At 58.0% G+C, this 21,252-nt stretch carries 27 protein-coding genes and 1 pseudogene; 16 read left to right on the forward strand and 12 right to left on the reverse strand.

Annotation, left to right across the window (positions count from 1 at the left end; all coding sequences use genetic code 11):
- Positions 1 to 390 precede the first annotated feature (390 nt).
- The 5 genes and pseudogenes from ACEN84_RS01865 to ACEN84_RS01885 all read right to left on the reverse strand — a co-directional run.
- Positions 391 to 564, reverse strand: a pseudogene (locus tag ACEN84_RS01865) (DUF2934 domain-containing protein); the annotation flags it as partial.
- A 12-nt stretch (positions 565 to 576) separates the two neighbouring features.
- Complete coding sequence (locus ACEN84_RS01870; RefSeq protein ID WP_112720379.1) at positions 577 to 1,056, reverse strand: pyridoxamine 5'-phosphate oxidase family protein; 480 nt, start codon at positions 1,054 to 1,056, stop codon at positions 577 to 579.
- A gap of 73 nt (positions 1,057 to 1,129) precedes the next feature.
- Positions 1,130 to 1,486: a hypothetical protein gene (locus ACEN84_RS01875; RefSeq protein WP_413708964.1), complete on the reverse strand. Its 357-nt coding sequence runs from the start codon at positions 1,484 to 1,486 to the stop codon at positions 1,130 to 1,132.
- A gap of 104 nt (positions 1,487 to 1,590) precedes the next feature.
- Entirely contained in the window at positions 1,591 to 2,460 is an 870-nt protein-coding gene (locus tag ACEN84_RS01880; protein ID WP_413709017.1) for an alpha/beta fold hydrolase, read from the reverse strand.
- 4 nt (positions 2,461 to 2,464) lie between these two features.
- Positions 2,465 to 2,674, reverse strand: a complete 210-nt coding sequence (locus ACEN84_RS01885; protein WP_112720376.1) for a hypothetical protein — start codon at positions 2,672 to 2,674, stop codon at positions 2,465 to 2,467.
- Between the two features lie 141 nt (positions 2,675 to 2,815).
- Between ACEN84_RS01885 and ACEN84_RS01890 the strand changes: the two genes are divergently transcribed.
- The 6 genes from ACEN84_RS01890 to ACEN84_RS01915 all read left to right on the forward strand — a co-directional run bounded on the left by ACEN84_RS01890 (position 2,816) and on the right by ACEN84_RS01915 (position 10,315).
- Positions 2,816 to 3,256, forward strand: coding sequence for a pyridoxamine 5'-phosphate oxidase family protein (locus tag ACEN84_RS01890; protein ID WP_112720375.1), 441 nt, complete (start codon positions 2,816 to 2,818; stop codon positions 3,254 to 3,256).
- 722 nt (positions 3,257 to 3,978) lie between these two features.
- Positions 3,979 to 5,475, forward strand: a complete 1,497-nt coding sequence (locus ACEN84_RS01895) for an ATPase domain-containing protein (protein ID WP_413709018.1) — start codon at positions 3,979 to 3,981, stop codon at positions 5,473 to 5,475.
- Positions 5,465 to 7,588, forward strand: coding sequence for an ATP-binding protein (locus ACEN84_RS01900; protein WP_413708965.1), 2,124 nt, complete (start codon positions 5,465 to 5,467; stop codon positions 7,586 to 7,588). Before ACEN84_RS01895 ends, ACEN84_RS01900 begins: the two co-directional genes overlap by 11 nt.
- Positions 7,589 to 7,777: 189 nt before the next feature.
- Complete coding sequence (locus tag ACEN84_RS01905) at positions 7,778 to 8,044, forward strand: hypothetical protein (protein ID WP_413708966.1); 267 nt, start codon at positions 7,778 to 7,780, stop codon at positions 8,042 to 8,044.
- 449 nt (positions 8,045 to 8,493) lie between these two features.
- Entirely contained in the window at positions 8,494 to 9,933 is a 1,440-nt protein-coding gene (locus ACEN84_RS01910) for an ATPase domain-containing protein (protein ID WP_130284363.1), read from the forward strand.
- A 19-nt stretch (positions 9,934 to 9,952) separates the two neighbouring features.
- Entirely contained in the window at positions 9,953 to 10,315 is a 363-nt protein-coding gene (locus ACEN84_RS01915) for a response regulator (protein WP_112720371.1), read from the forward strand.
- Positions 10,316 to 10,408: 93 nt separating this feature from the next.
- Here ACEN84_RS01915 and ACEN84_RS01920 read toward each other — a convergent pair whose 3' ends face one another.
- Positions 10,409 to 10,795, reverse strand: coding sequence for a response regulator (locus ACEN84_RS01920; RefSeq protein WP_112720370.1), 387 nt, complete (start codon positions 10,793 to 10,795; stop codon positions 10,409 to 10,411).
- Positions 10,796 to 11,000: 205 nt separating this feature from the next.
- Here ACEN84_RS01920 and ACEN84_RS01925 point away from each other — a divergent pair, with 205 nt between their 5' ends.
- The 3 genes from ACEN84_RS01925 to ACEN84_RS01935 all read left to right on the forward strand — a co-directional run bounded on the left by ACEN84_RS01925 (position 11,001) and on the right by ACEN84_RS01935 (position 12,256).
- Positions 11,001 to 11,210 (forward strand): hypothetical protein, encoded by a 210-nt coding sequence (locus ACEN84_RS01925; protein ID WP_413708967.1) that lies wholly within the window; start codon positions 11,001 to 11,003, stop codon positions 11,208 to 11,210.
- Positions 11,203 to 11,412: a hypothetical protein gene (locus ACEN84_RS01930; protein WP_112720368.1), complete on the forward strand. Its 210-nt coding sequence runs from the start codon at positions 11,203 to 11,205 to the stop codon at positions 11,410 to 11,412. The genes ACEN84_RS01925 and ACEN84_RS01930 overlap by 8 nt, the downstream gene beginning before the upstream one ends.
- A 343-nt stretch (positions 11,413 to 11,755) precedes the next feature.
- Complete coding sequence (locus tag ACEN84_RS01935) at positions 11,756 to 12,256, forward strand: ferritin-like domain-containing protein (RefSeq protein ID WP_112720367.1); 501 nt, start codon at positions 11,756 to 11,758, stop codon at positions 12,254 to 12,256.
- Positions 12,257 to 12,296: 40 nt separating this feature from the next.
- Here ACEN84_RS01935 and ACEN84_RS01940 read toward each other — a convergent pair whose 3' ends face one another.
- A complete protein-coding gene (locus ACEN84_RS01940; RefSeq protein WP_112720366.1) occupies positions 12,297 to 12,587 on the reverse strand; it encodes a hypothetical protein in 291 nt (96 codons plus the stop codon).
- Between the two features lie 193 nt (positions 12,588 to 12,780).
- Between ACEN84_RS01940 and ACEN84_RS01945 the strand changes: the two genes are divergently transcribed.
- Positions 12,781 to 12,945, forward strand: a complete 165-nt coding sequence (locus ACEN84_RS01945) for a hypothetical protein (protein ID WP_413708968.1) — start codon at positions 12,781 to 12,783, stop codon at positions 12,943 to 12,945.
- Here ACEN84_RS01945 and ACEN84_RS01950 read toward each other — a convergent pair.
- Together ACEN84_RS01950 and ACEN84_RS01955 are read right to left on the reverse strand one after the other, a co-directional pair.
- Complete coding sequence (locus tag ACEN84_RS01950; RefSeq protein WP_130284375.1) at positions 12,942 to 13,277, reverse strand: hypothetical protein; 336 nt, start codon at positions 13,275 to 13,277, stop codon at positions 12,942 to 12,944. The two genes, ACEN84_RS01945 and ACEN84_RS01950, sit on opposite strands and share 4 nt — an antisense overlap.
- Positions 13,258 to 15,201, reverse strand: coding sequence for a PAS domain S-box protein (locus ACEN84_RS01955; RefSeq protein WP_413708969.1), 1,944 nt, complete (start codon positions 15,199 to 15,201; stop codon positions 13,258 to 13,260). Before ACEN84_RS01955 ends, ACEN84_RS01950 begins: the two co-directional genes overlap by 20 nt.
- Positions 15,202 to 15,759: 558 nt before the next feature.
- On the opposite strand from ACEN84_RS01955, the gene ACEN84_RS01960 reads away from it, so the two are divergent.
- The 4 genes from ACEN84_RS01960 to ACEN84_RS01975 all read left to right on the forward strand — a co-directional run bounded on the left by ACEN84_RS01960 (position 15,760) and on the right by ACEN84_RS01975 (position 17,604).
- Positions 15,760 to 15,963 (forward strand): hypothetical protein, encoded by a 204-nt coding sequence (locus ACEN84_RS01960; RefSeq protein WP_112720364.1) that lies wholly within the window; start codon positions 15,760 to 15,762, stop codon positions 15,961 to 15,963.
- 244 nt (positions 15,964 to 16,207) lie between these two features.
- Complete coding sequence (locus ACEN84_RS01965) at positions 16,208 to 16,453, forward strand: hypothetical protein (protein ID WP_130284381.1); 246 nt, start codon at positions 16,208 to 16,210, stop codon at positions 16,451 to 16,453.
- A gap of 116 nt (positions 16,454 to 16,569) precedes the next feature.
- A complete protein-coding gene (locus ACEN84_RS01970; protein WP_413708970.1) occupies positions 16,570 to 16,998 on the forward strand; it encodes a response regulator in 429 nt (142 codons plus the stop codon).
- 90 nt (positions 16,999 to 17,088) lie between these two features.
- Positions 17,089 to 17,604 carry a sigma-70 family RNA polymerase sigma factor gene (locus ACEN84_RS01975; RefSeq protein WP_130284383.1) on the forward strand — a complete coding sequence of 172 codons (516 nt, stop codon included), beginning with the start codon at positions 17,089 to 17,091 and terminating at the stop codon, positions 17,602 to 17,604.
- On the opposite strand, the gene ACEN84_RS01980 is transcribed toward ACEN84_RS01975, so the two are convergent.
- Positions 17,601 to 18,332 carry a Crp/Fnr family transcriptional regulator gene (locus ACEN84_RS01980; protein ID WP_413708971.1) on the reverse strand — a complete coding sequence of 244 codons (732 nt, stop codon included), beginning with the start codon at positions 18,330 to 18,332 and terminating at the stop codon, positions 17,601 to 17,603. The genes ACEN84_RS01975 and ACEN84_RS01980 overlap by 4 nt on opposite strands.
- Before the next feature lie 127 nt (positions 18,333 to 18,459).
- Between ACEN84_RS01980 and ACEN84_RS01985 the strand changes: the two genes are divergently transcribed.
- Positions 18,460 to 18,720, forward strand: a complete 261-nt coding sequence (locus ACEN84_RS01985) for a hypothetical protein (RefSeq protein ID WP_130284387.1) — start codon at positions 18,460 to 18,462, stop codon at positions 18,718 to 18,720.
- Positions 18,721 to 18,875: 155 nt separating this feature from the next.
- Positions 18,876 to 20,405, forward strand: a complete 1,530-nt coding sequence (locus ACEN84_RS01990) for a sensor histidine kinase (RefSeq protein ID WP_413708972.1) — start codon at positions 18,876 to 18,878, stop codon at positions 20,403 to 20,405.
- Positions 20,406 to 20,435: 30 nt separating this feature from the next.
- On the opposite strand, the gene ACEN84_RS01995 is transcribed toward ACEN84_RS01990, so the two are convergent.
- Both ACEN84_RS01995 and ACEN84_RS02000 read right to left on the reverse strand, forming a co-directional pair.
- Positions 20,436 to 20,804 (reverse strand): DUF4112 domain-containing protein, encoded by a 369-nt coding sequence (locus tag ACEN84_RS01995; protein ID WP_413709019.1) that lies wholly within the window; start codon positions 20,802 to 20,804, stop codon positions 20,436 to 20,438.
- Positions 20,805 to 20,808: 4 nt separating this feature from the next.
- Positions 20,809 to 21,198: a response regulator gene (locus tag ACEN84_RS02000; RefSeq protein WP_413708973.1), complete on the reverse strand. Its 390-nt coding sequence runs from the start codon at positions 21,196 to 21,198 to the stop codon at positions 20,809 to 20,811.
- Positions 21,199 to 21,252: the final 54 nt, after the last annotated feature.

Below are 21,252 nucleotides of genomic sequence, written 5' to 3' on the forward strand. Positions count from 1 at the left end.
AGGCTGAGCACGCGAAACCAAAGGTGTCATGACGCATTGGTGATCCTTGCTTGCCGAGATCGAAATTGGCTGCCGGGTGGCCTAATCGCGGCCGGCCGTCAGCGATGAGCGGACATGATCTGCGAGCACAGTGTCGGTCGCGAGATGACGCTGAAAATCAGCCTCCTCCATCCGGCCCGACTGATAGGCGTTCAGCACTTCCTGCTGATCAACGGTCAGGGTTGTCAGCCCATCCCGCTCCGGAGGCAGAACGCCCAATTCGGTCAACAAACCATTGAGGCCGTCGCCTTTTTGTTTTGCCATGAGATCCGTCTCCTTTTGAGCGTGGCCGGCTGGCCCCGCCTCGAACGAGTGACTTTTAGCTGTCGCAGATTTGCCAAATGCGAGGTCATCGTCATGATCGTCCTCATCGAGCAGTTCCTGCATCGTTTCGTGATCATCATCGCCGAAGAGCTCGTCCTCCGCCTGCAGCCAATGTCGCTGGTCGGCACCGTCCGGACGCCCCTCGTCCTCCCATATTTCGAAGGCGCGCCGGCGGATTATTTCCTGTCTGTCGACACCCATGACCGCCTCGACCTACATTTGTACCTTGGCATTCTCGCCCATATCCGGCTTGGCGCTGGATACAGCAGCGGCAGCCATCTTGATGTAGCTGACGATGGTGCCTGGACTATCCCAATATTCGGCGAAGTTCGGCGTTACCTTGAGGATGCGGATCGAGGGATCTTCGGGACTATCCCACCATGCCTTGGCGGGGGTTGCCCAGAGGTCCCGGATCTTTTCCCGGTCGTTCTGGACCTCCGCGATGCCCGATATCGAGACGTATTTCTGCCCCTTGCTGTCTGCGAAGGCGAGGCAGACGGCCGGGTTACGCTCGATTTCGTCATCCTTGTGGCTGTCGATATCGGTAAGGAAGTAGAATGCGTTGTCGACCCTTTCGGCATATGCCGACATCGGACGGGCGCGTAGATCGCTTCCCGACTGTGTGGTCAGCATGCAGAAGCCAATTTTCTCTGAAAGGTCCCATACCTTGTGCAGTTCGTCATGCTCCGTCATTTAAAAGTCTCCTGACTGTTTTCATTGAACAAAGTGCGGGGGCAGACTATGCCGCCGGCGTCCGAACATGACCTCATTGAACCTTCTCGGTGCCCGACGGTGTGGTGACCTGCGTCGGACCGCCGCCGTTGCCGCTCGGCGAAGGCGAGCGATCTGTCTGCTCCGGCGGGGGCGCGCTGCCATCGGCGGCATTATTGTCGAAGGTTCCTTCCCCTGAGGGCTGGGCATTGATGGGGTCATTCGCAGTTGCGGCCGTCGAGGTTTTGTCGGTGTCTATGCTCTCGCCCCACATATCGACACCTACCCAGACGATCATGGCAAGGACCAGGCCACCGATAAGGACCAGGAACACCGGCCTGCCCCATCGACCCTGCCTTGCCTCAGTCGCCGTTTCGGTCACTCTTTCACTGCTGCGGTGGTTGTTATTCATAGTCTTTCCTTTCGCGGTCGCTTGACGCGGGTAGCAGGCGCGGATCCGAGATCACGAGTTACAAATATGACGCGCCATAAAAGTTCCATGCGAACCGACGCGTCTCAATCCTCAGTGAGGAGAAATGTCTTGATTGCGGCAGCCAGATCTCTTGGATTTTCTTCTGCGACATGATGCCCACTGTCGACCCCGAAGCCGCTGACGTCGCTGGCCCAGTTACGCCATATCGCGACGGGATCGGTGTAAATCTGTTGCAGGTCATCGCGAAGAGACCAAAGACAAAGCATTGGGCAGGAAACCTTGCGGCCCGCCTCCCGGTCCTGCTGGTCATGGATATGATCGACGCGGATCCCGGCTCGATAATCCTCGATCATCCCGTGGATCACGGCTGGGTCATGGATGGCCTCACGAATGTCGGCATAGGCCTCCGCCCCCATTACGTCGGGCGACAGCTTGTCGTACCAAGCTTCGGGATCTGCGGAGATGACCCGCTCGGGCTTTCCGGGCTGGGCGAAGAAGAACCAGTGATACCAGTCGCGGGCGAACCGCCAATCGGCGCGTTCGAGATGTTCGAGCACAGGCAGGCCGTCGATGATCACGAGCTTTCGCACAATGTCGGGATACATCATGGCCAGCCGGAACGCGGTCAGGCTCCCTCTGTCATGCCCGACGAGAAAGAAGGACGGAAGACCAAGCTTATCCATCAGCTGGCGAAGCGATCTGGCCTTTTCCATCTTTGACGAATGGATCGAATCGGGCGCGTCCTGCGGTATGTAGGATTTCCCGAAACCAGGCAAATCGGGACAGACGACGGTGAAAAACGGCGCGAGGATTTCGGCGACGGTGCCCCATGTCATGTGCGTGCGGGGATGGCCGTGCAACAGAAGCAAGGGCGGCCCCCTTCCACCAATTCTGAGGCGGATGGCACCGGCATCGACATCTACCGTTTTAAGTTCGAAATTGGAAAACGGCATATCGTCAGCGTTCGCTGATTGACGGCAGATGGAGCTCGACTTCCCGACGTTTTTCTTCATCGAGAGGAGCAACATGCTCCTGCCAGAACCTTTCCGCCTCGGGAGTATCCTCATCCCATGCCCGCGTACTGACGATGTTATCGTCAACCTTGGCGAGCCTGCGGCCACCGAGCCGGCGGTACTCCTCTGCAAGCTGTTTCGATTGGGTCATCATGGTTGTGCTCCTTTCCAGCGAAAACACCGAGAAATGATCCAGGTTCCGGCGGACCTGCCATTTTCAGAGTGTTTCGCATTCGCCGGAACATTCGGGAGCCTTTGATACTTATAGGATCTCAGTCACGCCCAGGAGGACATCATGCCGTCAATGACACTTGAGGACCTGTCCTCGCACTTGAGGAAAATCGACTTTTGCATGCTCTGCACCAACGCCGGCGCCGGCAGGATTGCCACCCGGCCGATGAGTAACAACGGCGACGTCGAGTATGACGGGGACTCGTGGTTTTTCTCCTACGAAGACACCCGCAAGGTCAGCGAGATTGAGGGGATAAATGACGTTTTGCTGACCTTCACCGCTCCCCCAAGCCTGCTGGGCAAACCGGGGATCTTCATCGCGGTTGAGGGAAGCGCTTCCGTCATCCGCGACAAGGCGATGTTCGAGGATCACTGGTCCTCCGGTCTAGAGCGTTGGTTTCCGGAAGGGACCGAGACGCCAGGCCTGGTTCTCATAAAGGTTTCGGCTGCATCTATCCGTTATTGGGACGGTGAAGAAAACGGCGATGTCATACTGTCTTCCTAGCCGTAGTAACGGCTCGGGATAAGAACTAGCCACACTTCGGGAACGCAGTGAGGTTTCGCCGCCGCCGTTCGACAGCGGGCTTTTTGGCGGCCGAATAGTGGAGAACGGCACAGCTTAGAGCGGGTCGAAACGAAGCACAATCGTTTTGGGAGATGAGACCGCCGAGAGGGGATCCTGACATGGACCTCACGGACGATTAGGACCGCAACATGCCAACGGTTGCAGCGATGTCCAAAGCCGACCGGCTCTGGATGGTCCAGCTTGCGACACGAAAATTGCTTCGGCGTTGATCACGACATAACCTCGTCCGGACGGTGATGTTGCGTCCGCGACTAAGGGAGTAGGGCCGCTATCGCCTGGAGTGAGATTTCTTTTTTGTACGGCGGGAACAATGGTAGCGCTGACACGTTTTGTCTAGCCGCTGGGCGATGTGACGCGGATCTAACGAGACCCCGGCTTTTTCGATGCAACCCGGCGGTCCTTGCTCTCTGTTTTCAGCACGCCCAATTTCCCCGATGACTGACGTCGTCGGGGATTTTTATTAGTCCTCTAGGTCATCCGCTGGTTCCGCGAGCGTGCGAGGCTGAGCGTCATAAAGAACCTGGTCGCAGTGGATGCAGGTGCCAATCAGCGACAGATTCCCGCCCGAGACGAGCGAACGGGCTTGCCAGATTGTGGATCGATCATATTTCTTGAAAAAAACCAATTGATATCTGGGACCCATAACGTTGCCTGACACTATTTCGACCGGAAATGCAGGCCTTGACATCATCCTCAAAGGCGGCCTGTCGCCACGACGACTTTATCTTCTGGAAGGCGCACCTGGCTCCGGCAAAACGACGCTGGCCTTGCAATTTCTTCGCGAAGGGGTGCGGCGCGGCGAAAAGGCCCTTTACATAACTCTGTCAGAAACGGCTGAAGAGCTTGCGGCCGTTGCTGCATCGCATGGATGGGACAGTGGCGAGTTCGACGTGTTCGAGTTCGACTCCGCTGCCGAAATTTTTGGTGAGGGCCGTGATCAGTCGATCCTACACCCCTGGGAGATGGAGCTCGGCGAGACGATCAGGCTCATCCAAGAAGAGGTGGAGCGGGTTAAGCCTAAGCGCGTCGTGTTCGATAGCCTATCGGAAATGCGCCTGCTCGCACAGGATCCGCTACGGTATCGCCGGCAAGTGCTCGCTCTCAAGCAGTTCTTCTCGGGACGCGACACAACGGTGATCCTAGTTGATGACATGACCGGCAAAGCCGATGGCCGCGACGCTCATCTGCATAGTCTCTGCCATGGCGTTATAACCCTTGAGCGGCTGACGCTCGACTTCGGCGCCGCGCGGCGGCGACTGCAGGTCCAGAAGCTGCGCGGCATTGATTTCACCGCCGGCTATCACGATTTCACGATCAGGACAGGCGGGCTGCAGATCTATCCAAGACTGATTGCGGCTACTCACCATGGTGAATTTGCCGACGAGGTCACGCCGAGCGGAGTGCAGGGGCTCGACAACCTGCTTGACGGCGGACCTCTTCGCGGCACGAGCACGCTTCTGACCGGCCCCGCTGGCAGCGGCAAGACGACGATCGCGCTGCAATATCTGCATGCGGCCTGCGAGCGGGGTGAACCCTCCACCGTCTATGAGTTCGACGAGCGGATAGGGACATTGATGGCTCGCGCCAAAGCCTTCGGTTTCGATCTGGAGAAGCATATTGCGAATGGCACGCTTTTCGTCGAACAGATCGACCCCGCGGAGATTTCGCCCGGTGAATTTGCATTTCGGGTGCGACGTGAGGTCGAGGAGCGCAAGGCCCGGATGATCGTCATCGACAGCCTGAACGGATATGTCGCTGCCATGCCTCAGGAGCAGCATCTCATCCTGCAGATGCATGAGCTCCTGTCCTACCTCAGTCAGAAAGGCGTTGTGACGCTGCTGATCGATCCTCAAACCGGTCTCGTCGGCGCGATGACGACGAGCCTCAACATATCCTATATTGCAGATGCAGTCGTCTTACTGCGGTTTTTCGAAGCCGAGGGGCGGGTGCGCAAGGCAGTCTCGGTACTCAAGAATCGTGGAGGCGCGCACGAGGATACGATCCGTGAATTGAGGGTCGATGCGGGCGGGATCCGCGTGGGCGAACCCCTGTCCCAGTTCAGGGGCATTCTGACCGGTACGCCCGAATATCTCGGTAAACGGGATCCCTTGATGGAAGATCGAGATCGTGAGCGATAGGTCAGAGACGTCCGAAGGCCGGCGTATCCTGATCTGCGCGCCCTTCGGCAGGGATGCGGATGCGGTCTCATCGATCCTGACGCATAAAGGCTACGAGGCGGTCATCTGCCGCGATCTCGAAGATGTCGCAGGCATGATGAGCGAACAGATCGGCGCGATCCTGCTGACGGAAGAAGCGCTGGCAAGAAATGCCGACACCTTGAAGTCCGCGCTTCAGGCTCAACCCTCCTGGTCTGACGTGCCATTCGTGCTTTTGGCCGCGCCTCGCGCGGCGCGCATGCCCAGCGAACGCTTGTCGCAACTGGCGCTCTTCGATTTGTCGAGCAACAGCGTTGTGCTCGAACGGCCACTCGGAAGCGCCTCTCTTTTCAGTGCGATCGCATCGGCGATGCGGCTGAGGCAGAAACAGTTCCAGATGCGCGATCGCCTGAGGGACCTCGATGAGAGCGAGACGCGGTTACGTCTAGCAACGAGTGCGGCGGGAATCGGGACCTGGGATTATAACCCTGCGACGGGGGCCTTGCGTTGGGACGAGCGCTGCAGGGCGATGTTTGGATTGACGTCTGATCGGCAAATTTCCTACGAGGGCACCTTTCTCGCTGGACTTCACCCACAGGACAAGGAGCGCGCCGACAACGCCGTCAAAGCTGCCTTGGAGCCCACAGGGCGCGGCGAATTCGAAGTCGAATACCGCACCATCGGCATTGACGACGGCAAGGAGCGTTGGATCGCTGCAAAGGGAGGCGCAATATTTTCTGGTGCGAGCGCGGTGCGCTTCATCGGAACCGTGATCGATATTACTGAAAGAAAGCGAACGGAAAGCGCTCTTGCGGCATCGGAGGCGGCGCTGCGTGTGGAGCGTGAGGCGCTCGACACCCTGAACCGAACGCTTGAACAGCGGGTTGCCGAGCGCACAGCCGCTCTGGAAAACGAAATGGCGGCTCGCAATCTTGCCGAGGAAGCCCTCCGCCAGTCCCAGAAAATGGAAGCGGTCGGTCAACTGACCGGCGGGATCGCACATGATTTCAACAATATGCTCACCGGTATCATTGGGGGCATCAATATCGCAAAACGCCGCATCGCAAGCGGACGGCTCGAAGACGTCGACAGATTCATGGACGCCGCCGTGGATTCGGCAAATAGGGCGGCAGCTCTGATCGCACGGCTGTTGGCCTTTTCTCGCCGCCAGACGCTGGACTCCAAACCAGTCGAGATCGCGCCGCAGTTGGAAGCAACCCGGGAACTCCTGGAAAGGACATTGCCGGAGAACATACGCGTAGAGATCGACGTCGAGGCCGGGACCGGGGCAGCCTTAGCCGATGTCAACCAGTTGGAAAGCGCATTGCTCAATCTCGCAGTCAACGCGCGCGACGCTATGCCAGACGGCGGTCGATTGAGAGTTGCCGCCAGGCGCTGCGTTGTCGAGGCCTGCGAGCGGAGTTTAGACTTGAAGCCGGGCACCTATGTATTGCTAGCCGTTAGCGATACCGGTATCGGCATGCCGGCCGATGTTGTGAACAAGGTGTTCGAACCGTTCTTCACGACAAAGCCGGTCGGCCAGGGCACCGGCCTCGGCCTGTCGATGATTTACGGTTTTGTTCGTCAATCCGGTGGCCAGGTCCGCATTGATAGCAGGCCGGGACAAGGGACAACGATCGAGCTCTATCTCCCGGCGGCTGACGGGCCAAGCGATGATAAAGGACCGATGGTTCCAGAAGCGGCGCCGGAGGGACGGGGGCAGAGCGTCCTTGTGGTCGAAGATGACGACGCAGTGCGCCTCCTGATCTGCGACGTGCTCGGTGAACTGTCCTATCTCGCCTTCGAGGCGGCCAACGCGGAAGCCGCCATCGGTATTCTGGCCTCTGAAAAAACGGTCGACCTCATGGTTTCGGATGTCGGCCTTCCTGGGATGAACGGCCGACAGTTGGCGGAAATTGCCCGGCAATATCGGCCGGATCTTCCGATCTTGTTCGTGACAGGCTATGCGGAAAACGCTGCCACAAAGGCAAGTTTTCTTGGGCCCAACATGGCGATGATCGGCAAGCCTTTCGCCGTCGATGATCTTGCCGCAAAGATCAATGAGATGATGCTGGCCAACAATCCCGGCCGATAGTTTGATCGGCAGAACAGACTAAAGCTCCAAGGACCGCCGCTGTGCGTGCTGCAGCTCCTGCGTGAGCGCGAGTGGACCGCACCTTCGACAGCAGTTCGAGCATGGGGTCGGACCACGCCTCACGGAAATCCCTGCAAGCGGATGGAACCGCGAGCGCTTCCCTCTGTTCTAATCAGAAAGGAGCCTATCATGATCTACGTCGCCTCCCCGCGTTTCAGTCAGGACCCGGCTGCCCGTGCGGCAAACCTCAAGGAATGTCTTGAGACGGCAAGCAAACATCTTGATGAGACATCTCGATCGTCATCTGCGGAGAAAATGGTCGCTCTGATCGAATCGGCAGTGCGGGCGGGATGGGAGGAAAATGAGGTCCGTGCCGCGCTATCGGCACCGCCTCAGCCCGGCGCCGAAGCTGCGGACACGCCCTCACCGAACGTGGTGATGTCGTCGTCGATGTAAGTCTGCCCCTGTCGGCGGCAACTCAAATGCCTGTGCGGCCGTTCGCGCGCAGCAGGGCGAACACCAACCCACTCGGCCTGAGCCGGAACCCGATCGATGAAGGGTCGGCCGCCCGAGACAACTGCCCTTGCCATCCTTGCTCAGCGGATCGATCATATTTAAGGGCATTGCAAGCTACCGCTGATCGATCGCAAATGTCTTTCCCCTGCCCTCGCCTCGACGGAGATACGAGGAATCGTGCGGCAAATTCGGCGATCGCGGCCTTTATAGGAAGCGTCGCCCGGTGTCCTTCTCATTTTTCATTAATCCAGAGAAAGCTTCGGCCTGCAGCAGAGGCCTAGGGATCGTCGACCGAACCGGCCGCTTCGCCAACGGCCTCATCATAGGGTGTTTCCAAATGCCGCCAAGCCTTCTAGGGTGCGGCAGGGGTAGTTGACGGAACCAGAATTGTGACACAGGCACTAGCAAGACTTCAAACGGGCGTTCCCGGCCTAGACGCCGTCCTCGGCGGAGGGCTCGTCATCGGCGCATCATACATCCTGCAAGGCCACCCTGGCGCAGGAAAGACGATCTTCGCCAATCAGATCGCCTTCAAGACAGCCGAGAAGGGCAGCAAGGCGCTCTACGTCACGCTCCTTGCAGAGACGCACGAGCGGCTCTTTCAGGCGCTTGGCACTCTTGAGTTTTTCGACAGTTCACGTCTCGGTATCGACGTCACCTATGTCAGCGTGTTCCAGACCCTGCGTGATGAGGGTCTGTCGGCGGTCGTAAAGCTGATCCGGCAGGAGATCGCCCGTCAGGGCGCCACCCTGCTGGTGTTCGACGGGCTCCTGAATGCGCGTGATCGGGCCGATACGCAGCTTGACGTCAAAACCTTTGTCGCCGAGGTTCAGAGCCAGGCCGCCTTCGTCGGTTGCACGGTTTTATTCCTGACCAGCAGCCGGATCGCCGAAGAAAGCCCGGAGCACACGATGGTCGATGGGGTGATCGATCTTCATAACGAGTTGAGCGGTGTGCGCGCTGTTCGCCGCCTCCAGGTCAAGAAGTCCAGAGGAACCGCAGCACTTGGCGGGCACCATCAGTTCGAGATCACGTCTGATGGCGTGGCGGTATTTCCCCGAGTCGAGGCGCTTCTCGCTCATACGAGCGTGCCTGATCATGCGCCGACTGGATCAGTTTCGTCCGGGACGGGCGGTTTCGACGCATTGGTCGGAGGCGGCTTGCCTGAAGGTTCGGTATCACTCGTCTTCGGACCGTCAGGAAGCGGAAAAACCTCGCTCGGGATCAATTTCCTGTCGCTTGCGACGCAAGAGCAGCCGGCGCTTCATTTCGGCTTCTATGAGACGCCTGCCCGCCTGCGCGGCAAGGCAGCCGCGCTGGGTGTCGATTTCGAAGGGCTGATCAAAAATGGCGCTCTCGAAATGATCTGGAATCCGATGACCGAAAATCTCTTGGACAAGCTCGGACATCGTCTTCTCGACGCCGTGCGTGAGCGCGGCGTGAAAAGGCTGCTGATCGACGGCCTTGGCGGTTTCGAGCGTGGGGCGGTTTATCAACCGCGTATGGTCGAATTTTTCGCAGCTCTGACGAACGAACTGCGTGCGCTCAACGTTACTACAATCACGACGTGGGAACTGCGAGATCTCTTCGGACCCACGGTGACGGCGCCAGGATCGGAGATCTCCAGTCTCCTGGATAATCTGGTAATGCTGCGCCATGTAGAGATCGGATCGCGTTACAAGCGCACTGTTTCGGTCCTGAAGGTCCGTGACCGGGCGTTTGAACCGATCATCCATGAGATCGGATTCGGGCCGGGTGGAATGGAGGTTCGAGCGGCACTTGAACCGGTCGCGGGGGCCGCTACCGGATTGGCGCAGGGGCCGGCTTGACAACAGGGAACTGCCAGGGATGCCGCTGATCGTCATAGCCGAGGATGAATTCCTGCTCGCAGATGTCCTTACAATGATGCTGGAGGACGCGGGCTATGAGGTGGCCTCCGCATCACATGGAAAGGCCGCGCTGACGCTGGTCAAGCAAAAGCTGCCGGCGCTCGTCATAACGGATTTCATGATGCCGCTCATGACCGGTTTGGAGCTCGCTCAAGCTATGCGAGCTGATGCCACTCTTTCGTCCATTCCAATCGTGCTGGTAAGCGGCGCACAGGGAAGCATTGGGCGAGCGCACCCTGAGGTCTTCGATGCCGTCCTTGACAAGCCTTATCGGGAAAAAACGCTGATCGCGACCGTTGCCGGTCTGATCGGCAACAGGTGATAGCCGATCCACCAAACGTTTTCGGAAGAGGCAGAGAGCTCTGCTCGTCGTCTAGCCTAGTTATTATGAGCGTCCCGAAGTTTTGAAATGCCGTCATTGGGCTTTTGATGAGTTCGGCTCGGTATGCTCTGGACTAGCCTGAATGGCTGCGGCCAGTCGTATGGCGTGTCGCACAGCCTCGCGCGTCACCGGCTTTGCCGCGCCGCCCATCGCGTCGCTGGAACCCTTCGGCGCGTCCTGACCGTTCGTCAAATAAACAACCCCAATCCCAAAACCATTGACCAGGCTTTTGGCAATCTCCGGGCCGGTCATTCCGTTGCCAAGACGGATGTCGATGAGGGCGACGTCCGCGAGAGGCGCAAGTTCGAGCGCTTCGGCCAGCGTCGTGGCAATCCCGATCACTTCCCCGCCCTCCTGCAGGATGACCTCCTCGATTTCAAGAAACATCTGAGGCTCGTCTTCAATAACCAAGACGCGCATGCCCACTCTCCCTCATGAAAGACGCGTTAAAGCAGAATAGCACGGGAGCGAGGGAGCGCAGACGATAAGTCAATGCCGGACTGCCATTGTCCGAAACCGGACATTTTTTGAAAGAAGGCCGCGGCCGTGGGTATCGAGGGAACATGACGGTCGGCCACAGGTTAGGGTTCTAGACTGTTTCGAACGACGACCAAGGAGAAGCAAAATGGGAATGAATACTCCCAAAGACGGGATGCCCGGCACGACGGACCAGTCGCCGCGCTGGGAAGGACCGAAATCGAACACGCCGCGCGGCTACATGCCAGCCAAGGACGATCCGGATCTCGACCGTGACGCCATGGGCGATAACAATCGCGACCCAGAGACTAGAAAGGTCTCCGACGCACTGAAGACAAAGGAGACCGGCGATGAGTAACGTCGAAAAGGATGCACGCGGACAGTTTGCGAAATCACAAGGTGACCGCAAGGCGTCCGGCGTCCACAGCGCCAAGCCCACTGTCGTGACCGGCTCAGAGGATGCGACAGCTCACAAGCGTCCTCCAGGTTCCAAAAAGCCGGAAAAGGACTGGGACATCAACTATGACCCGTCAGAAATGAACGAGGGACGCTCTCACTGACCCAATCCGGGGCTCCGCTGTATCAGGAAGCTTGAAGACGGTGATCAAGGTCAGGAAATCAGCGTTCGTTGGACAAGCCGCGTCGCCTTCGAAGATCCACGCGGTGAAAAACGCATGCGAACGTCTATGACGCGATGTGCCAGTGTTCGCCGGAGCATGGCTGATGCACTCTCCTCCGAGCGACTTCAAGTTCTCGATCTCGTAGCAGTTAGTGCCGTCATCGTGATGATGCCGCTGGTTGTGGTTCACGCGAGTTCGTCACCGCTTCTAGCGGGAACACCACTTTTGGAACAAAGGACGCCGCTGTTTGTTGGACGCGTGCAAACCTAAAAAGGAGAACGACATGGCCACAGCAAAGACCCTCGACGACCTGTTTCTCGACACTCTCAAGGACATCTATTATGCCGAAAAGCAGATTTTGCGTGCACTACCGAAAATGGCCCGGGCTGCACAGTCTGAAGATGGCAAGGAAGGTTTTCTGAAGCATCGCGACGAAACTCAAGGCCAGATCGAGCGCCTGGAACAGGTATTCGAGATCATTGGGAAGCCGGCCCGAGGCAAGACCTGCGAGGCGATCCAGGGGATCATTGCAGAAGCAAACGAAATCATCGAGGAATTCGACGGAAGCATTGCTCTCGATGCTGGCCTGATCTCGTCAGCGCAGGCTGTAGAGCATTATGAAATTGCGCGCTACGGCACGCTGATTGCGTGGGCCAAGCAGCTCGGGCACAAGCAGGCAGTCACCCTTCTCCAGCAGAACCTTGCGGAGGAGGAGGCAACCGACAAGAAACTGACAGAACTGGCACTGTCAGCGGCGAACGCCAAGGGCACCAAGGCAGCTTGACATCTTGAAGCGCTGCGGCACGGTCACAGCGCTTCACACCTCAGGCATTGTCAAGTATCGGCCAGTAGCAGTCGTTCCGGAAATCCGCTGGAATTGGGTCGAGGCGTGACAAGGCGCCTACCACAAATTCAATTTGCATTCGAAAGTGATCAACAGAACGCGGCACCGCAATACCGGTAATGCGCCGCCGTGCCTCCAGCCGATCATAGCCCGAATCTCGCAGCCGACGCGCGCCCTCTCTTCTGACCTGCGCTACATCAACCTGAGCGGCATTGTCTCCATTCACCCACCCATTGGCCGCGAGGCCACCCTCGATCACCCTGAATGCCATCTTCGTTCCACCGTCACCCCGACCCTAACTGGGATCAGAATCCGATTCGACGCAACGGCATCGATAGCGGGGCGGACGATGGTCGATTGACTCTAGCGGCAGTCATTGCTGATTTGCAACAGCTGGCCACAGGTGGGCAGGAACAACTTTCCGGTTCCCTGGTTCGATTGAGCAACTATTCAAGGGGCTGCAAATGACGAACTACCTGACATTGGAGGCGGGATGCGAGCGCAAGGGTGACTTGATCGTCAAACTTACCGTTCAAGTCACCGAATCCGCGGATTCATTCGAAACACAAGGTTCGGAAGACGAGGACATGGTCTTTCTGGCGAGGAGACGGAACCGCCCGTTGTCCTAAGATCGCCGGTAATCATCTCGGCGATGCCAATATTGATCGAGCTTACGGAAGGTGTCGAGTGGGACGGAAAATGGGATCAACGCGCATGAAGCTTGTAAACCGGTTTGCACGGCAACATCAAAGCTTGCACACTGAGCCAAAAGATCCCGGATGCCAAAAGATAACAACCCGCTCGAGCGGATCCCTTGTCGGGCAGGCAGGCTCTCGTCACTGGGTTCCACCGCATCTTCGCGCAGCGGCTGGCAGATCAGTACGGAGTGACCGGTCAAAAGAGCGACAAATAGAATGTACGCAAACGGGGCTGAAGAACCTTCATTCTCCAATTCGATCAAGCAGGGCGGCAGGTCTGGCAGCTGCCAGCGCGACACTCAGCTGTGCCTGCGTGAATGGTTTCGAGAGCTTCACGACGTGTGGCGCCGTGCCGTCGGGCAGCTCCGCATAGCCTGTGGCAAGAACCAGCGCCACGGACGGGTGCGAAAGGCTGAGTGTTCGGATCAGCTCCGCCCCTGTCATATTTGGCATGGCATGATCGGTCAGGATGACGTCCGGAATGAACCCTTCCTTGAGCAACTCAAGCACCTGCCCCGCTGATTCAGCCTGTATGGCCTCGTGGCCCAGATCTTCCAGCATCAGAATAGTGTTCATCAAGACGAGAGCATCGTCATCGACGGCAAGAACAGTCAATTGCGACGGTGATTGGACAAGCGGTTCGCTTGGCAGATGGGACGCCGGCTCGGTCTGATCAGCCGCGACTGGCAACCACAGTTGCGCCGTGCAACCAAGGCCCGGCGCCGACTTCAGATGAAGGGCCCCGCCTGCCTGGGCCATCAGGCCCTGGACCATGGGCAAACCCAGTCCAGTACCTTTGCCAATTCCCTTTGTTGTGAAAAAGGGCGTCGTGGCAAGCTCCAGGGTCTCGTCATCCATGCCGCCTCCTTCATCGGTGACCGAAAGACAGACATAGTGTCCCGATGGCAGTCCCTGGCTGTTGGTACCTGTGAGGCGATGGCGCCCGGCGCTAATCGTGATCGTGCCACCATCGGGCATGGCATCACGCGCATTGACGACCAGATTCAGGAGAGCGTTTTCAAGCTGATTTGCATCCGACAGAACTGCCGGCAGGTCAGGCTCAAATCGGCTCACGATCTCGATCGCCGGACCGATCGAGCGTTCCATCAGTTCCGTCATTCCGCTTACAAGATCAGCGACCTTGACCGGTTCAAGTTTGAGGTCCTGCTTGCGGGAGAATGCCAGCAGCCGCTGCGTGAGAGACGCGCCCCTTCGCGCGCCGACGATGGCGTTGTCAATCAAATCGAGGACGCCTTCCCCAGCCAGGGTTCGTTTGCGGGCGATCTCAAGGCTGCCAAGGATTGCCATCAGCAGATTGTTGAAGTCGTGCGCGACCCCGCCGGTCAGCTGATCGACCGCCTCCATCTTCTGCGCCTGAAAGAGCTCCTGCTGTGCACGGGCCAACGCTTCTTCGGCTTGCCGCTTTTCGGTAATATCGCGGGTGATCTTCGCAAAGCCGACAAGGCTGCCGTCATCGGCATGTATGGCATCTATTATGACGTTTGCCCAGAAGCGGCTGCCGTCCTTTCTGATCCTCCAGCCTTCCTTCTCAAAACGGCCTTCGCGCGCGGCTGTTTCAAGGGCTATAGAAGGCAGACCCGCTGCCTTGTCCTCGTCGGTGTAAAAGCGTGAGAAATGCTGCCCGATGATTTCGTCGGGCAGAAAGCCCTTGATGCGCTGAGCGCCAGCGTTCCAGCTGGAAACCAGGCCATCGGGATCGAGCAGATATATCGCATAATCCGTGACACCCTGAACGAGCATGCGGAACTGCTCTTCCTGACGCTTGAGAATCTGTTCGGCCTTCTTGCGCTCAGAAAGATCCCTGGTGATTTTGGCAAAGCCGAGGAGCAATCCGCGACTATCGCGGATCGCATCGATCACGACGTGGGCTGGGAAACGCTCCTCGTTCTTTCTGAGCCTGAAGCCCTCGGCCTCGAAGCGGCCGGTTGTGGCTGCCGTCTGCAGTGCGGTTGCGGGAACGCCGGATGCCCGGTCTTCCGGCGTATAGAAGCGCGAAAAGTGCTCACCGAGGATTTCGTCTTCCTCGTATCCCTTAAGGCGCTTGGCGCCCATGCTCCAACTGTTTACCCGCCCTTGCGGGTCAAGCATATAGATGGCGTAGTCGGTGATAGCATCGACGAGCAGCCTATATCGGCCGTCCAGGTCGCTCCCCTCAAGATCTGTCATGCTGGCAGTCCCAAAATTACTTTGCGCTATGGAGGTTCGGATAACAGCTATGATCTAGTCCAACCCGTTCATCCTGCAAGGCTGTGTACGATTCCGGTCATAAGGACCATATCTACTCGTCGAAGCTGAAGTTGTCTGGAAGCGGCGTAGCAATGCTGCAACAGTTTTCGACATCGGTACTTCGAGATTTGGGAATGTCCGGTCTGTGGGACGGTGCGTCGGCACCGACAGCGCCACGGCGCGCACTCTCGGAACTGAAGATCCATCAGCATGGGACTGGACAGGCTCGCCCGCTATCCGCACTTTGTAGACCACCCGGACTTGTCTCATCGTCGAGAGCTTAAAAGCCATCGAACTTTGCGAGCGAGAGAGGGCGTTCGATCTCATGCGAAGCGAAATCGGACCGATCTCCGCTTGAACAAAATCGGAAAACTATCGTTTGCTTTCCATCGCGCGGGAGCCAGCATGATTATCCAAAAGGGAAGCTTCGCTGCAGACTATCTGACTGGCACGCACATACGGAAAAGCCAGCGAAGTGAAAGATAAGGCGATTTGTCGATGAACCAGCCTCGAACGGTAAGATTGACCCGCGCCGATGCCGAGAGCATTGGACAATTGATCCGGTTCTGCCGGGAGCTCGCCAGCATTGTCCGCGATGCAGATCTTGCCGAACTGGATCAAATTACGGCCGCCATTAATCAGGCGCAGGCGTTTCTTGAGCGCAATGAAGACATGATCGAGCCGGACAACGGCCCGGTTTAAGACTGCTGTTCAATTTCGGCCATCCCGTCGCCGCATGGCGCGCCGGATAAGACCCTTCTGCCGTCTTTGCTCGATAAGGTAGTCAGCATAGCCAAGGGCAACGTACAATAATGTTCGTCCGGCAACAGCGGCAATCAGCAGCAGTGCTATCAAAATGATCCATGTCATTGGAACGCCTCGGTATCGGGATGATGCTTCAAACGTGGAAATACCAGCCTGGTTCCCAACATCCGGGCTGTCGTCCATGGAACTGCTGGCGGCCTCGGTAGTTCGACGAAGCGATATGGGATACAGCCACGCGATGGAACCCTTTCGATCGAAATATGAATGGCGCAGGACAGGCACCGGATCCCTGGATGGCTTCGACGGCAACGTCCGTTTTGGGCGGGTTATCTTTGAGGTGGGTGGCGGCCCGCGGCAATGGCGATGGGAAGGCGGGCTTGACCCACGGATCAAGATGATCATTAAACCGCACGTCGGGGCAGCTTAACGAGAATCGGATGCTGTTGCACTGGTCGAAGCCCATTACGAAAGCTGCCTCAGATTGAATGGGCTGACAAAAGGCCGGGCGATCCAGTTCTCGTGGAGCGACGTACAGGAAGGACAGTGACGCTGACGCGCGGAGGCGGTGCCTCGCTCGGCATGGAGGGTAATGTGGATCAGAAGCTTAGCCTGCTCACTGGGAAGAATATCCTGATCGTTGAAGACGAATATTTCGTCGCCGACGATGTGCGGCAGGCACTCGGGCGGGCGGGAGCGTGCGTGGTCGGCCCGGCGCCTTCTGTCGAAGCCGGCATGGTATTAATCGACACGCGTGCCATCGACGGCGCGATCCTGGACATCCGGCTTGACGGTGAGACGGTTTTTCCGATTGCCGAACGGCTTCAGACAATGGGAATACCGTTTGTGTTCGCGACCGCTTATATCCGCAGCCAGATTCCCGACCGCTACGCGGGATATCATCTTTGCGAAAAGCCGACGGAACTCGGCGCCATTGCTGTCGCACTTTTCGGCACCGCGAGAGGTGACCATTAGGCACCGATCCCTAGGTACGGTTGCGTACCTTGCCTTTTTCACCCGGAACAAAGGTACCTTCTGAGCTTTGATGAGGCAGGGAGGTGCACAATGGCCCTTAAAATCAATCGGCAGTCGAACATAGAGCACGAGCTGGTCCTTCTGTTGCCGGCTCTGCGCGCTTTTGCGAGGACTTTTCATCGCAATCCGACCGAAGCGGACGACCTCGTCCAGGAAACGGTGGTCAAGGCGCTATCACACATTGACCGCTTTCAAGAGGGCACAAGGCTGAAGTCGTGGCTCTTTACCATCATGCGAAACACTTTCTGCTCGAAGTTTCGTGTCGGGAAGCGGGAGATTCTTGGCGCCGAAGATTGCGCCTCCTCACGTGGCAGCGTCCCACCCGAGCAGGAGTGGCGCGTGCGAGGCCATGAACTCGAGCGTGCCTGCGGCCAACTGCCCGAACCCTATCGATCGGCATTCGAGTTCGTGTTCATCGAAGGCCACTCCTATGAAGCGGCCAGTGAGCACTTCGATTGTCCAGCCGGAACGATCAAAAGCCGCGTCAACCGAGCAAGAGAGCGGATTGCGCAAGACCTTGGCGAGTTGAAGAGTGGGACGCCCTAGCTGGGAGCATTGGGGCGCAGCGTTGCGACAAGATCGCGATAGGCGCTTTCTGCCTGCCCGTAGCAGCCCTGGCAGAATTGTTCCAGTCCGCGGCGATCCCTCACCACGACGAGACTGCGTTCCGAATGGATCAATCGCCGGCCCTCAAGCACATGAAGCGCCGTCGTCACGCTTGGACGGCGAACAGCCAGCATGAGTGAGAGGAATTCGTGTGTGAGGGATACACGGTCGCCGTCGATGCGGTCGTGGCACATCAATATCCAGCGCGCCAGGCGCTCTTCGACGGAGTAGTTGGCGTTTGCCAAGGCCGTCGAAGCTGTCTGCACCAGGAAGCTCTGGGCATACCGGTACATGATCTCGCTTACTGCCGGGTGGGCTAGCAGGACGGGCCGGAAATTCTTTGTGCGGGCCCGCAGGGCATATCCCTCGACTTGCATAACGGCATCGAACGGCGCGCTTTGCCCCGTGAGCAATCCAGCAATTGGCGCTGCCCCCTCCCGTCCGACAATGCCCACCTCGCAAGACCGGCCCTCCGACGTCGTCATGATGATCGAGGCTATGCCACCCTCCAGAAAGTAACAGAATTCCGGAACCTTCCCACTGGTCGAGAGCATCGAATTCTTTGCAAGGACGACAGGTTCAAGAAGAGGCCGTAGCGCAGACATCGCGTCTTTTGCGATAGCAGAAAGCAGGCCGTTGCGTTCGACTGCCTCGGTGGATGTGTCCATTGGCCGATCTCCCTTTGCCTCCCGAACGTCGGCGCAAAGCGCGAGTTCCAGCGCGGCGAACTCACCAAGGCCGGAACTTTCTACCTTGGAAACTGTTCGGCAGATTTTCTTGAAGGGAGTTCGGCAAATGAGCGAGACCGCGCTGACACCGGGTCTGGAAGTTGTGCCCTCGGATGATCCAAATGTCTTCAACCTCGCGCACGAGGGTACGTATATCGGGGTTCTTGCCTGCGACGGCAGCAACCTGACCAGCAAGGCTCCGTGGGGTTGGCGTCTGAGCGTTGGTCACGGCGTTGGCACCTTGCCGCCGACTGGGACCTCGGCCAGTATAGAGGAGGCGATCGCTCAGGCTGAACGCGCCCTTCGCCGGACTACGACACGGCGCTGACCCGACTGTCAGGAGGGCAATCGACCAGGACCGTTCGCCTTCCAGTGCCCGTCCGGCCGATCAATCGCAGCCTTTCGCGTGTTTGTCTTCTGGCAGACATTGACTCCTATAGCCTGCTATCAGAGAAATGAAATCTACCGTTCGGCGGGGATTGAATGCGAACCCAACGCGATTCCACGATAGTTGGAAAGGCAGCGGTCGGCGCGATTGCGGCGATGTTCTGCGGATTGGCGGTCGTCCTTTCCCTGTGGCTCCATTCGACCTACTGGTCGGCCGTCACACGCGGTGAAGAACAGGTCACGGCGACAACCAAGATCGTCGCTGCAAACGCGATCTGGATCAATTCGCTCGCTCGCCAGACGCTCTATCGCATGGACGATGCGGTGGGTGACGCTTCCCAGCCGCTCGACGCTACCGGCATCAAGCATCTCAACCAGGCGACAGCCGGATTGCCTGTCACCGCAACGGCATACGTCATTGCGCCCGACGGCCGCGTGATTTACTCCAACGATCGCGAGAACAGCCCTTCCGACATCGCCGATCAGCTTTTCTTCAAGCGATTGTCGAACGGGGCGGAGGATTACACTTCCGCTTTGACCATGCTTCGAGGCACGAACCGTCATGTGTTCCTGTCGGCAACAAGGATCGAGCGTAACCGGATTTTCGCAGGTGTTGCCGTGCTTGCCTTCGATGCCGGGATGCTGAGGACGATATGGGATGCCGCATCCCTCGGAAAAGGTTCAACGGTGAGTTTCATCCGACGTGACGGAAAGCTGATCGCCAGGCATCCCGAAGCAAAGGATGCGGTCGATCTCGGTAACTATGTGCTGTTTACAGACTATATGCGAAAGGCAACGGCGGGCACCTACATATCGGCATCGCCCGTCGACGGTGTCACCAGGCTCGTCGGCTACCGGATCGTCGAGCGCACGCCCTTCGTGGCAATCGCCTCGGCAGAAGTGTCAGCCATCATGTGGCCGTTCTGGCGTGACGTCCTGATAGCGGCGACCGTTCTTCTGCTTGCGCTTGCCGCAGCCACGACCGGCGCCTTGAAGATCCTCAGTCTCGCCAAGGCCGAAGCACAACGCACCACCGAGCTCGCACAGGCAGTGCGCACCAACAAGGTGCTGATGCGCGAGATTCACCACCGGGTGAAGAACAATCTCCAGACCGTGATGGCTTTGATCCGGCTTCAGGGCCTCAAGCAGGAGACAGTCCAACGGCTGCACGAGCGTATCATTGCCATGTCAGCTGTCCATGAGCAGATGTATGGCTTCGACCAGTTTCGAAGTGTCCAAGCACGCGATTTCATACCAAACCTCGTCAGAACCCTCGTTGACCTCCATGATCGCGACATAGCACTTAATTTCGAGATCGACGATATCGAGATCGATGCGGACAAGGCAACACCGTTCGCGCTTCTCCTTAACGAACTCCTGACCAATGCAATGAAGTATGCTTTCGATACGCGCCAAGATGGCCGCATCGAGGTTCGGCTTCAAAAACTGTCTACCGGGCGGGTCAGACTGGAGGTGAGCGATGACGGCATCGGCTATGTGCCGGCAGGCGCCAGGTCAGGGATGGGAACCCGGCTGATCAAGTCATTTGTTTCGCAAATGAGCGGGGAATATCGCTATGAGCAGGCCGGCGGAACGGTCTTTATCGCGGAAATCTCACTCGGATAGCGGCGACGCGCAGCGTCATCGTCAGGACTGTCAGTCGATCCCGAAATGGTCGAGGATGATGCGGGCGTTACGCCGGTGGGATTTGAAATAGACATCGAAGAAGTCGCCTGCAATCGGGATGGTGCCCGACGCCGCATCAAGCCCGAGATTGACAAGCATTTTGACGAGCTTTTCGCGCGGAAGGCCTAGCTGTCGCGCCTCGTTGATGATCACCAGCCCAACCAGCGATCCGGCAATATCGCCAATGCCCGGGATCAGACCGAGTATCGCATCGGCGCCGAACCTTATCCCAAGGCCAGGAATGCCAACAGCGGTGTCCATGAGGTTTGCGAGGCGCATTGCACGACGGATCCGCACTTCCTCTGCTGGCGTCGGCCCCGAGTTGCGCCTAGAACTCATCGGCTCAGGCTGCCATTGCCAGCCGCTGCGGTGCAGGAATGTCCTCACCTTGAGTTTTGGCACTGATATAGCGCAACACTGCGGCCACATCGTTGTTTCGAAGGGGTTTGGCGAGTACACCAAGCGAGCCGCGAAATCCCTCAACAGCTTCGGGATTGCCGGTCAGAAACACGACATTCACGCCGAACTCGTCGATGAGGCGGCGCGCAATATTGGGACCCTCTACCCCGTCACGCAGCCGAACATCGACGAAAGCGACATCCGCCTTTGGAGCGAGCGCGAGAGCATCATCATGTGATGCAGCAAACCCGACGGAGCGATGTCCGGCATGGTGGACGTCGTCTTCGAGGTTCAAAGCAGGGATGATTTCGTCTTCGACGATCATAACGTTCATGTAGTGCGCCCTTCTAAGACCGCACATTAACGTTAAGTCGGATACTTTAGTTCC

Source organism: Rhizobium sp. Rhizsp82, assembly GCF_047325115.1.
Taxonomy (GTDB): domain Bacteria; phylum Pseudomonadota; class Alphaproteobacteria; order Rhizobiales; family Rhizobiaceae; genus Rhizobium.